At 37.4% G+C, this 12,476-nt stretch carries 8 protein-coding genes; 3 read left to right on the top strand and 5 right to left on the bottom strand.

Annotated elements, in window-relative coordinates; genetic code table 11:
• The first annotated feature begins 82 nt into the window (after nucleotides 1–82).
• The 3 genes from CGC52_RS05570 (at nucleotide 83) to CGC52_RS05580 (ending at nucleotide 3,042) form a co-directional block, all read left to right on the top strand.
• Nucleotides 83–1,375, top strand: coding sequence for a glycosyltransferase family 4 protein (locus tag CGC52_RS05570; RefSeq protein WP_095893686.1), 1,293 nt, complete (start codon nucleotides 83–85; stop codon nucleotides 1,373–1,375).
• A gap of 89 nt (nucleotides 1,376–1,464) precedes the next feature.
• On the top strand, nucleotides 1,465–2,655 hold the full coding sequence (locus CGC52_RS05575; protein WP_095894469.1) for a glycoside hydrolase family 57 protein: 1,191 nt from the start codon (nucleotides 1,465–1,467) through the stop codon (nucleotides 2,653–2,655).
• A gap of 63 nt (nucleotides 2,656–2,718) precedes the next feature.
• Nucleotides 2,719–3,042 carry a DUF3784 domain-containing protein gene (locus CGC52_RS05580; RefSeq protein ID WP_095893687.1) on the top strand — a complete coding sequence of 108 codons (324 nt, stop codon included), beginning with the start codon at nucleotides 2,719–2,721 and terminating at the stop codon, nucleotides 3,040–3,042.
• A 294-nt stretch (nucleotides 3,043–3,336) separates the two neighbouring features.
• Here CGC52_RS05580 and CGC52_RS05585 read toward each other — a convergent pair whose 3' ends face one another.
• The 5 genes from CGC52_RS05585 to CGC52_RS05605 form a co-directional block, all read right to left on the bottom strand.
• Nucleotides 3,337–3,852: a DUF4431 domain-containing protein gene (locus CGC52_RS05585; protein WP_042007237.1), complete on the bottom strand. Its 516-nt coding sequence runs from the start codon at nucleotides 3,850–3,852 to the stop codon at nucleotides 3,337–3,339.
• 102 nt (nucleotides 3,853–3,954) lie between these two features.
• Entirely contained in the window at nucleotides 3,955–7,617 is a 3,663-nt protein-coding gene (purL, locus tag CGC52_RS05590) for a phosphoribosylformylglycinamidine synthase (RefSeq protein WP_095893688.1), read from the bottom strand.
• A 448-nt stretch (nucleotides 7,618–8,065) separates the two neighbouring features.
• Nucleotides 8,066–9,427 (bottom strand): OmpA family protein, encoded by a 1,362-nt coding sequence (locus CGC52_RS05595; protein WP_042007235.1) that lies wholly within the window; start codon nucleotides 9,425–9,427, stop codon nucleotides 8,066–8,068.
• Between the two features lie 103 nt (nucleotides 9,428–9,530).
• Nucleotides 9,531–10,724 carry a glycine C-acetyltransferase gene (gene kbl / locus CGC52_RS05600; RefSeq protein ID WP_042007234.1) on the bottom strand — a complete coding sequence of 398 codons (1,194 nt, stop codon included), beginning with the start codon at nucleotides 10,722–10,724 and terminating at the stop codon, nucleotides 9,531–9,533.
• A gap of 131 nt (nucleotides 10,725–10,855) precedes the next feature.
• Nucleotides 10,856–12,406 (bottom strand): beta-N-acetylhexosaminidase, encoded by a 1,551-nt coding sequence (locus CGC52_RS05605; protein ID WP_232751850.1) that lies wholly within the window; start codon nucleotides 12,404–12,406, stop codon nucleotides 10,856–10,858.
• Nucleotides 12,407–12,476: the final 70 nt, after the last annotated feature.

The following is a 12,476-nucleotide window of genomic DNA, read 5'->3' on the forward strand; positions in this document are numbered from 1 at the left end:
CAGCTTAATTCAGCTTGAAAATAGAAAAAATTAGCAAAATCAATAGAATTTTAAATAGAAACGCCAAATAAGTAAGAATGATATGAGTGTAAAAGTACTAATGTTCGGTTGGGAGTTTCCGCCCCACATCAGTGGAGGGCTTGGCACAGCCTGTTATGGAATCGCCAAAGGATTAGCAAAGCACAACGTAAATGTTTTGTTCGTGATGCCAAAAGCAGGGGGTGATGAGGATAGTTCCGTCGCACAGATTATAAACGCAAGTGATGTGGAAATGCTCCAAAATATGGAAAATATTGAGGAGTTTTGGAAGAACATCAACTTTCTGGAAATCGGCTCGAACCTTGTCCCCTATTTAGACCCTGAAACCTTTGCCCGCGAACGCGAAGCTTATCTGAAAACGGGCGAAAGTAAGGAGAAAATTTCTTTCAGAAATAAATTCCAATTCTCGGGAAAGTACGGCGCAAACCTGATGGAGGAAGTCTATCGGTATGCTTTGGTTGCCGGAACCGTGGCAAAGAATCATCAGTTTGATGTTATTCACGCCCACGATTGGCTCACGTACAGCGCAGGGATTGTTGCTAAGAAACTATCGGGAAAACCGCTTGTCGTTCACGTGCACGCTACGGAATATGACAGAGGCGGGGAACACAATCGAAATACATTAGTTTACGACATCGAAAAACGAGGAATGGAAGCCGCCGACATTGTGGTTACGGTGAGTAACTGGACGCGCAACATCGTGGTTGAGAAGTACGGAATCAATCCGGAGAAGGTTATCACGGTGCACAATGCAGTTGACTTTTCGGCAGAGACCACCGAGAAGGAAGAACGAGGCGTTAAAGAGAAAATCGTGACTTTCTTAGGAAGAATCACGCTGCAAAAAGGTCCGGAATACTTCGTTGAAGCCGCCGCAAAGGTGTTAAAACGAACGCCCAATGTGCGTTTTGTAATGGCAGGAAGCGGCGAAAAGATGAATCCGCTTGTCCGACGAGTGGCACAGCTGGGCATCGGAACAAAATTCCATTTCACGGGCTTTCTCAAAGGAGGCGAAGTGCAACGGATGTTCCGCTATAGCGATGTTTATGTGATGCCTTCGGTTTCAGAGCCTTTCGGGATTTCACCTTTGGAAGCGATGCGTTCGGGCGTGCCTACCATCATTTCAAAACAGTCGGGCGTAGCCGAAGTATTGAATCACGCCATTAAAGTTGATTATTGGGACATTGACGCACTGGCTGACGCTATTCACGGCATTCTCTCCTACCCTACGCTCGCCGAATTTATGTCGCGGGAAGGCTACGACGAGGTAAATCAACTCAAATGGGAAAATGCTTCCTTAAAGCTCAAAACCATTTATGAGATGCTTGTGAGTAAGTAAAGAATGACCAATCAGTAAATTATAAAAACTATAAGATGGCAGAAAATAAAAAAGAATCAAGAAATATCAACATAAAAACAGATAACGATATGAAGAAATCAGTTTGTATGTATTTTCAAATACACCACCCCGAACGACTTAGAAAATATCATTTCTTTGATATAGGAAAGAAACATAACTATTTTGATAATTACGCCAATCGTTCTGAATTAGAAGACCTTGCCGAAAATTGTTATCTCCCTGCCAACGCACTGTTGTTGGATTTGATTAAGAAATACAACGGAAAGTTCAAGGTTGCCTTTTCGATTTCGGGTTCGGCAATCGACCAATTAAATATGCACACTCCTGAGGTAATCCGCTCGTTTCAAGAACTTGCTGAAACTGGTAATGTGGAGTTTCTGGCGGAAACCTATTCGCATTCATTGGCTTCTCTTTCAGAGGATTCGGACGAGTTTGAACAACAAGTAAAACGCCACGTAAATGTGGTAAAAAGTCTTTTTGGGAAGAAGCCTGTAACGTTCCGAAATACGTCTTTGATTTATTCTGACAAAATCGGAGAGCGAGTAGCCAAACTTGGTTTCAAAACAATGCTTACCGACGGAGCAAAACACGTTTTGGGTTGGAAAAGTCCGAACTTTGTGTATAAAAATCCGATAGATGAAAATCTAAATTTATTATTGAAAAACAGTAAGTTAAGTGACGATATTGCCATTCGATTTTCTGACAGACAATGGGGCGAATATCCGCTTACTTCCGAGAAATATGCTTCGTGGGTAAAACATAGTTTGGCAGAAACCGAAGTGCTTAATCTGTTTATGAATTACGATGTTATCGGTCATTACAATCGCAAAGAAAGTGGCATTTTCGACTTTTTGGAGTATTTTGTAAAAAATATGATGGAAGACGATGAGTATCAGTTTCTTCTTCCGAAAGAAGTTGTTAAAAAACACACTGCGAAAGATGTTTTGCCCGTTCCTTTCCCAATTTCGTGGACAGACGAAGAGCGTGACATTACTTCGTGGCTCGGAAACGAATTACAGAAAGAGGCGTTCAACCAATTATTTAGAATTCAGTCTATTGTAAAGAAGAAAAAGAATGCAGAATTGTCCGACGATTACGGACGATTACAAGCGAGTGAACATTTTTATCATATGCGGACTAAACTCTTCTCTACTTCGGATTATCATAAGTATTTCACTCCGTATGATTCTCCGTACGAGGCGTTTATCAACTATATGAACATTTTGAGTGATTTTGAGGTACGTTTGGAAGAAAAGTAATATAATGAACTGCTGTGGTTGTGAACGCTATGGCAGTTTTTTTTACAATAAATTTATATACTAATGATCGCGATAGTTATTTTAAGTTTATGCTATATTGTCGTAGCTTTTTTAGTTACAGAAAAGAATGCTGAACAAACCCTTTCAGGCTACAATACAATGTCAGAAGAAGAACGCAAAAGAGTGGATATAAGGACTTATATTCCATTTTTTAAGAGATTTCATCTGTTTTTGGGAATTTCATCGTTCATTGGTGGAACAATGATTCTTTATTTTATAAACGAACATTGGGGTGTCCTTTTCACTGTATTTTACCCTCTTGTCATTTACCCTTATTTTATTTGGAAAGGAAAAAAGTCCGATAATAATACCGGACTTTTCCATTAACCAACCAAAACTTTAAATTATGAAAACTATTATTTGAAGTTTTGCAATGAGCTACCACCCTCATTGCATTGCAAAGGTACAAATAATTTTCAATACACAATAGTTAATTTCAACTTTAACAAAAGTTTATTACCTGATAAACGTTTTCGCTGTCTATTTTTTGAGAATATTAAGATTTTATTTAATAATTAGCAATTTTATTTTGCTGACAAAAATAAAATTTAGACGTTCCATTTTTACTTCTAAAAACAAAATGACAAACAACTCTATTTGAAGTATTTTTTATAAATCAATCTATTCTTTCTTAATTTGTGCAACATCCATCAAAACATCAGTGAAATGATGTCCTGTATGTGCTCCGAAGAAACTTCCCGTCAAGCGGACGTTTTTGTCAATATAATTTGTAAATTTAATATCCGAAGTTGAGGTTAATTGAACTTCTAAAATATTAGTTTGTGCAGGATTAAACCCGTCATCTTCTTCGTCTGCAACAAGATTTATAGGGTTTCTGAGTTCTAATATAAATACCTCCTCCTTTGCATCTACCTCTGGACTTTCACCATACCCCGGAGGTCCGAAAAATGTTTTGATCTTTATAATACCAGAAATTACCGATATAGAGGGTTCATAGAAATATTCCTTGTAACCTTCCGCATTTTTTTTGATATTTTCATCCGGTTTATGAAAGTCGGATGCAATATTGCTTTGTACATTCTGTTGGGTAGCTTGTTGCTTCGAGTTGTCTTTACAACCTACAAAGGAAAGCACCAGTCCGATAAGTCCCAGAAAAATTAGATTATTACTTTTCATAATACAATATTTTTAGTTTTTGCTGAAAATCAGCACAAAGTTACAAAATAATTATTAAGTTGAAAATATGAAAAAAGGTGCGTGTTTACGCACCTTAAAACATTATTTACTCCTTTCCTCAATCCACTTTCGTGCATTTACAAAAGCCTCTAACCAAGGTGAAACTTCATCGTGTCGATTTTCGGGGTAATTTGCCCAATTCCATTGAAAAATAGAACGTTCGATATGTGGCATCATTACCAAATGGCGACCCGTTTTATCACAAAGCATTGCCGTATTATAATCTGAGCCATTAGGATTGGCAGGATAACCTTCATAAGCGTATTTTGCAACGATATTATATTCATTTTCAGCCATTGGCAGGTGGAATTTTCCTTCCCCGTGCGAAATCCAAACGCCTAATGTTGCTCCTTCCAATGAAGAAAGCATCACCGAATTATTTTTCTGAACAGTTACCGAAGTAAACCCACTTTCGTGTTTTCCGCTATCATTGTGTAACATTTTTCCGTGTATTTCGTGCTCAGGATTAATCACTTCTAACTCCATAAACAACTGACAACCATTACAAATTCCTACCGAAAGCGTATCTTCTCTCTTGAAGAAATTCTCCAAAGCCGTTTTTGCTTTTTCGTTATAGAGAAAAGCTCCTGCCCAACCTTTGGCACTTCCCAACACGTCCGAATTTGAAAATCCACCTACAGCTCCGATGAATTGCACATCTTCCAACGTTTCTCTTCCTGAAATAAGGTCAGTCATATGCACATCTTTCACATCAAAACCTGCTAAATACATCGCATTTGCCATTTCACGTTCGGAATTACTTCCTTTTTCACGAATTACAGCCGCTTTTGGTCGTTTTCCACTCGAAAGTTTAGGTTTTTGACCTGTAAAATGCTTCGGAAATACAAAATTTAACGGTTGCTCCGAGTAATTTTGATATCTTTCTGTTGCTTTATCGTTTTTAGTTTGTTTTTTGTCTAACAAATAAGAAGTTAAAAACCAAATATCACGTAATTCCGAAATATTAAATGTCAATTCTGTATCAAAATTCTTAATATTCAGGATATCAGAATTTGTTACTGTTCCAATTTTGAAAACTTCAATCCCTTCTGATTTCAGATAATTTTCTGCTTCTGTATTTGCCTGAAAAACAAGACCAATATTTTCATTAAATAATAATTTCGCTGTGTCTTCTTCTTTAAAAACTGAAAAATCAAAATCAGCTCCCAAATCATTTTCTGCAAAACACATTTCTAACAGAGTAGTGATGAGACCACCGCTTCCTATATCGTGTCCTGCTTGTACTTTACCTTGATTTACAAGATATTGAATAGCACTGAATGCCTTTTTGAAATATTCAGCATCTTTAATAGTTGGAGCTTCTTTTCCAATTTTATTTAAAATTTGAGCAAATGAAGAACCTCCCAATTTGAATTTATCTTGCGACAGATTGATGTAGTAAATCGCTCCGCCGTTTCGCTTTAAAACAGGCTCTACTACTTTGGTAATATCCGTGCAATTCGCAACAGATGAAATGATTACCGTACCAGGGGCAATCACGTCTCCATCAGGATATTTTTGCTTCATTGAGAGTGAATCTTTTCCTGTTGGAATATTGATTCCCAATTCAATAGCAAAATCCGAACAGCCCTTTACAGCTTCGTACAGACGAGCGTCTTCTCCCTTATTTTTACAAGCCCACATCCAATTGGCTGAAAGTGAAACTCCTTTGATTCCGTTTTTAAGCGGTGCCCACACAATATTAGACAAAGCCTCCGCAACTGCATTTCGGCTTCCTGCCACAGGGTCAATCAACGCTGTAAGAGGCGAATGCCCTATGGTTGTCGCAATTCCCTCTTTGCCTTGATAATCAAGAGCCATAACTCCCACATTATTAAGTGGTAACTGCAAAGCTCCTACACATTGCTGCTTCGCTACACGCCCGCCCACGCATCGGTCAACTTTATTAGTAAGCCAATCTTTACAAGCAACAGCTTCAAGTTGTAAAACTTGTTCTAAATATGATTTTATATTACTTTGATAGTACACTAAATCTTCATATTCTGTTTTGACAGAAGTGTCCTCCATTATGGTTTTTGGAGAACTTCCAAACATATCCGACAGATGAAAATCCAAAGGCTTCGTGTTTTTCTTTTTAGAAGTTATTGAAAAACGCTTATCAGAAGTTACCTCTCCTACCTCATACATTGGGCTTCGTTCACGTTCAGCTATGGTTTTTAATTTTTCAATATGTTTGTTTCCAATAACCAATCCCATACGTTCCTGCGATTCATTCCCGATGATTTCCTTATCAGAAAGCGTTGGGTCGCCCACAGGAAGTTTGTCCAAATTAATTTTTCCACCTGTTTCTTCAATAAGCTCAGAAAGGCAATTCAGATGTCCACCTGCCCCGTGGTCGTGAATGGAGACTATCGGATTTTCATCAGCCTCTACCATTGCTCGGATGGCGTTGGCAGCTCGTTTTTGCATTTCAGGATTGGAACGCTGAATTGCATTTAGTTCAATTCCAGAACCAAACGCTCCTGTATCAGCACTTGAAACAGCGGCTCCTCCCATACCAATACGATAGTTTTCTCCACCTAAAATTACGATTTTATCTCCTTCTTTTGGCTGATGTTTTATAGCTTGAGATTTCTTTCCATATCCTACACCACCAGCTAACATAATTACCTTATCGAATCCCAACTTCTTTGCATCTTCCTCGTGTTCAAAGGTTAAGAGCGAACCTGCAATGAGTGGCTGTCCAAATTTATTTCCAAAATCAGAAGCTCCGTTCGAAGCTTTAATAAGAATATCCATCGGAGTTTGATACAACCATTTGCGTTCATCCATCGCCTTTTCCCACGGGCGATTTTCTTCCAATCGAGAATACGAAGTCATATACACTGCCGTCCCTGCAAGTGGCAATGAGCCTTGCCCTCCTGCCAATCGGTCGCGAATTTCCCCACCAGAACCTGTCGCAGCTCCATTAAAGGGTTCAACAGTCGTTGGAAAATTATGTGTTTCTGCTTTAAGCGAAATAACAGACTCAAAATTTTTAGTTTCAAAAAAGTCAGGTTTGTCAGCCGTTTTTGGAGCAAATTGCTCTACAACAGGACCTTGAATAAAAGCGACATTATCTTTGTAAGCAGAAACAATTTCGTTAGGATTTATTTCAGAAGTTTTCTTAATCAGTTTGAAAAGAGAACTTGGTTTTTCTTCACCATCAATGATAAAAGTTCCGTTAAAAATCTTATGGCGACAATGCTCCGAGTTGATTTGAGAAAATCCAAAAACCTCAGAATCAGTGAGTTTTCTATCTAACTTCTTTGATAAATTATTGAGATATTCTACTTCCTCAATGCTTAATGATAATCCTTCTTTTTGATTATATTCCTCAATATCATCAATTTCTAAAACAGGTTCGGGTGTAATATTTATGGTAAAAATATCTTGACACAGCCCATTGTATTTCTGAAATAGCATTGGGTCAAAATCAGTAAAATCCTCGGATACTTCGTTAAATTCTTCTATACGAATAATTCCTTGGATATCCATATTTTGGGTAATTTCGACAGCGTTTGTACTCCAAGGGGTAATCATTGCTGCACGGGGACCTACAAAAAATCCTTTAAGAACTTCCTGCTCAATTTTCTTAGCTCCACCAAAAAGCCAATTTAGTTTAGAAATCGTTTGTTCGGATAAGTTTTCGGTAGTTTGCACCGCATATAAATTCTGCTTCGGATTTTTAAAGAAATGTATCATTGATTTATGGATTTAAGTGACAAATTTAGACAAAAAAAACGAATTGCGAAACGAGGGAGAATGAAAAATTTGTGCCAATATTCGTAATTCACATTACAAAGAAATACTTCTGTTAAAAATTTGTGATAGGTGATCTTTTTAGAAGTAAATTACAGAATCGTTTTTAAAACCAAAAGTTAATCAAAATATTTGCCCAGTGTAATAAGAGTTGTTTTATTAAAATATAGCTCAAAACAATTGTTTATTTATTCGATTTTTATAACGTCGGAAAATGTTGAACCAAAAAGCTTAGGAAATGGTATTTTTAATATTTCTATCAAACGTATTATTAAACGGAGATATGTTTTAATACTAATTTCCGAAGTTTCTACCTGATAACCAACCTTCCTCATAAAGAAACAAAAAAGGCTGCCATTTGGCAACCTTTTTTATAGTCTATTTTATCAAATTATTTTACTAAGTTGATTTCAACACGACGGTTTAAAGCTCTTCCTTTAGCATTTTTGTTGCTTGCGATTGGTCTCTCAACTCCGTATCCTTTTGCAGATAAACGTGTATCAGAAATACCTCTTTGAACCAAGTAAAGTTTTACTGAATCAGCTCTTTCTTGTGAAAGTGTAAGGTTTTTAGCTTTGTTACCTGTGCTGTCAGTATGTCCTTCAATTGTAAATTTAGAGTTAGGATATTGGTTCAATACGCTAACGATTTGCTCTAATACTGCAGCTGACTGAGGTTTGATAGAAGCTTTACCTGTTTCGAACAAGATAGTTTTAGCATACTCATTCAATGTTTTTTGTACTTCTTCAGTAACCTCTGGGCAACCTTTGTTAGATGCAGGACCAGCTACTTGCGGACACTCATCATCTTTGTCATAAACACCATCTTTATCAGTGTCTGGCCAAGGACAACCTTTGTTTTCTTTTGGACCAGCTACTTTTGGACAAGCGTCATCTTTATCAGCTACACCGTCTCCATCTGAATCAGGACATCCGTTCAATGATCTTGGACCAGCTTGGTTTGGACAAGCGTCATCTTTATCGGCGATTCCGTCTCCGTCTGAATCAGGACATCCGTTGAAATCTTTTGAACCTGCATCGTTTGGACAAGCGTCATCTTTATCAGCGATTCCGTCTCCGTCTGAATCAGGACATCCGTTTAATTCTTTTGGACCAGCTACTTCTGGACACTCATCTTTCTCATCAATGATTCCGTCTCCGTCAGTGTCTTTGCTACCAAATTTGATAGTAACACCTAAAGAGTGTTGAGCATAGTCTAAACCTACTTCACCTTTTGGCATGTGGTTGTAAGTAGTCTGAGCATTCAAACCGATATTTTGAGTAAACCAGAAGTTAGCTCCAGCACCTCCTAAAAATTTGAATTCTCCTTCTTTGTCGATGTTAGCGTAACCTACCCCCACTTGTGCATAAGGATCAAACCATCTTGCTCCTTCCCACAACGTATTTATGTGATATTTACCTCTTGCGTCGATAGCCCAGAAAGACTTGTCTACTTTTTGTCCTCCTTTGTGATATCCGAAACCTTTTTCGATTTTGTTCAAAGATCCTGAAACTTCAACAGAAACACCACTTCCGATATATCTACCTACTGAAAGGCGAGATACAGCTGGAAGAACGTTGATGTCGCTTGGTCCTGCCCAATCTTTCAATAGTTCTCCAAAAGTACTTGGTGTACGGATATCTACTGAGTTAACTCCAAATCCTATTTGCCAAGGATTGCTTTCATCTTGTGCCTGAACACCTACCGAAAAAACAGCTGCTAAGGCAATTAAAGTTACTTTGATTTTCTTCATACTTAAAAATGAATTTTGATTACTACTTTATTTTGGGTGCAAATATAACTATATTTTTTTATTTTTTATGCTTTTCACGAATTTTTTTTGCTTTTTTCGATATTTAAATTACTCCCAAAGACTTCCCTACCTCTGTAAAGGCCTCTATTGCTTTGTCTAAGTGTGATTTAGAGTGTGCTGCTGAGAGTTGTACACGTATACGAGCCTTTCCTTTTGGAACTACCGGATAGAAAAATCCAATCACATAAATTCCTTTTTTTAGCAATTCATCTGCCATAATTTGAGACACTTGAGCATCGTAAAGCATCACTGGTACTATTGCACTGTCGCCTTCCACAATGTCGAATCCTGCTGCTTTCATCCCTTTTTTGAAATAGTTAGTATTCCATTCCAACTTATCGCGAAGCGATGTATCTTTAGAAATCAAATCAAAAACCTTGATAGAAGCTCCCACAATAGCTGGTGCTAATGAGTTGGAAAATAAATACGGACGCGAACGTTGACGTAAAATTTCAATAATTTCTTTTTTACCTGTGGTGTAACCTCCCATCGCACCGCCTAAGGCTTTTCCTAACGTACCTGTAATAATATCGACTCTACCTAAAGCGTTTTTAGCTTCCATAGTTCCTTTCCCTGTAGCTCCGATAAAACCTGCTGCATGACATTCATCTACCATTACCAAAGCATCGTATTTATCAGCCAAATCACAAATCTCATTTAGAGGTGCAACCACACCATCCATCGAAAAAACCCCATCGGTAACTATAATTTTAAATCTCGCTCCTGCTGCATTTGCTTCCTGAAGTTTAGCTTCTAAATCTTGCATGTTACTATTTTCGTAGCGGAAACGTTTTGCTTTGCACAAGCGAACACCATCAATGATAGATGCGTGATTTAAGGCATCGGAAATAATTGCATCTTCTTCGGTGAATAAAGGTTCAAACACCCCTCCGTTAGCATCGAAAGCTGCAGCATACAATATGGTATCTTCAGTTCCGTAAAAGTCTGCTATTTTTTTTTCTAATTCTTTGTGGATATCCTGAGTTCCACAAATGAAACGGACGGAAGACATACCAAAGCCATGTGAATCTAAAGCATCTTTGGCAGCTTGAATTACTTCGGGATGTGAGGAAAGTCCTAAATAGTTATTAGCACAAAAGTTAATCACTTCCTCTCCCGTTGAAATCTTGATTTCAGCACCTTGTTTTGATGTAATAATGCGTTCTTTCTTGTAAAGACCCGCTTCTTTAATTGATTCTATTTCAGCTTGTAAATGCTTTTTTATTTCTCCGTACATAATTGAAAAATGGTTTGATTGTTCTTTAGACTACAAAGGTAGTTATTTATTCATTGACTACAAAAATATTCTTGTAAAAATACGTGGGCAGATTCTGTCATGAAATTATGGTTTTTATTCTCTTTGTATCACTACCTATCTTTATACAATTCCACAGGGGGACGATAATTCACTCCTTGCTTCAACAGATAGTCCAGTTGAAAATCTAATTTTTTGACAAAATTTTCCCAGCTACGATTTGGCATTTCTGTCCAACCTGCTTCTGCCATAGCAAATGCTCGGGGGAATGTCATATAAAACGCTCTGAACAAATCCTTTACACTTTCTCCCCAAAGGGTGGCTTCCACACCAAAGATGTACTGCTTTTCTTCCTCTTTATTTAAAGAAAATGACGGATTGAACTCATACACGCGTTGCAAAGTCAAAGTAGGCATCCAACCAACGTTAGGCAAATCATTTTTCCACTGTGGATAATCAAAATATGCATATTCACCAGGGGAGCAAATGACTTTAAAGCCATCTTTTTTTGCTCTTTCTAAAACTTCAGGCGTTGTATTATAACGCCATAAATACATAATGCTGTTTTTTGGATATTCAGGCGTTTCTAATTCTAACCACACCAAAGGTTGTTTTCCATTTTTAACTAATGATTCATTGACTCTTGAAAAGAAATAGCTAACTAATTGGTGATTATCTGTAACTTGTAATCTTTTCTTTAAATCTTGTACCGATGGATTTTCAATCCATTTATCAAGCGGCGCCTCATCACCTCCAATATGGAAATACAAACACGGAAATACATCCGAAAGTTCCGTAATCACATCATCAATAAACCTAAAAACGTTTTCTTTGGACACACAAAGCAGATTTTTAGAAACCCCTGCAACGTTACGTACTTTAATGATCGTATCATTACAGCTTAACTCCGGATAGGCCGCAATAGCAGCGTCGCTATGACCTGGAACGTCAAACTCTGGGATAATTTGAACGTTACGTCGCAATGCATATTGCACTAATTCTCTCATTTGATCTTGTGTGTAATACCCTTCGTTATTGCGTTTATCTCCCTCGAAATCTGTTCTTTTAGACCCAATCTCTGTCAATTTCGGATATTTTTTAATTTCAATACGCCACCCTTGATCATCCGTAAGATGTAAATGCAGAAAATTAAATTTGTATTGAGCCATTGCATCAATGTATTTTTTCAGATCTTCCATCTTCCAATAATGTCGTGCAGGATCAACCATCAATGCTCGATAAGCAAAACGAGGTGCGTCATTGATTTTCATACAGGTTATGAAATTTGACCGATTGTATTTTGACTGTGCTACCAATTGCTTCAAAGTCTGAATTGCATAGAAAGCACCTGCCTTTTCTTTGGACTTAATAATAATCACTTTAGGTTGAATATCAAGAATATAACCTTCTTGATTGTTGATAGAATGATCTTGCTTAACAGAAATTTTTAGAGTAGATTTAGAAGAATTATCATCTGTTGGGAAAAGAAGAGATAGTTCTTCTTGTAATGAATCAAAAGCCTTGTCGATTTCAAAAATGACAGTCCTATCCAAACGACACTTCTCTTTTCGAAAAAAAACCTCGTTTGGTTGGGGAATTACTGAAATCTGTTGAGCATTTGCTCCTGCCATAAATACAAAAAAGAATAGACCAAATAACTTCATTATATAGATATTTTTCATATACAATACTCTGATTATCAGTTTTATAAAAACAAGTGACAACTTCGTTATT

Source organism: Capnocytophaga sp. H2931 (assembly GCF_002302535.1).
Lineage (GTDB): Bacteria > Bacteroidota > Bacteroidia > Flavobacteriales > Flavobacteriaceae > Capnocytophaga > Capnocytophaga canis.

Excerpts from the sequence above, each read along its gene's own strand:
- kbl (WP_042007234.1), bottom strand. The coding sequence starts at position 10,724 with ATGTACGGAGAAATAAAAAAGCATTTACAAGCTGAAATAGAATCAATT.
- CGC52_RS05575 (WP_095894469.1), top strand. The coding sequence starts at position 1,465 with ATGAAGAAATCAGTTTGTATGTATTTTCAAATACACCACCCCGAACGA.
- CGC52_RS05605 (WP_232751850.1), bottom strand. The coding sequence starts at position 12,406 with ATGAAGTTATTTGGTCTATTCTTTTTTGTATTTATGGCAGGAGCAAAT.
- purL (WP_095893688.1), bottom strand. The coding sequence starts at position 7,617 with ATGATACATTTCTTTAAAAATCCGAAGCAGAATTTATATGCGGTGCAA.
- CGC52_RS05585 (WP_042007237.1), bottom strand. The coding sequence starts at position 3,852 with ATGAAAAGTAATAATCTAATTTTTCTGGGACTTATCGGACTGGTGCTT.
- CGC52_RS05580 (WP_095893687.1), top strand. The coding sequence starts at position 2,719 with ATGATCGCGATAGTTATTTTAAGTTTATGCTATATTGTCGTAGCTTTT.
- CGC52_RS05595 (WP_042007235.1), bottom strand. The coding sequence starts at position 9,427 with ATGAAGAAAATCAAAGTAACTTTAATTGCCTTAGCAGCTGTTTTTTCG.
- CGC52_RS05570 (WP_095893686.1), top strand. The coding sequence starts at position 83 with ATGAGTGTAAAAGTACTAATGTTCGGTTGGGAGTTTCCGCCCCACATC.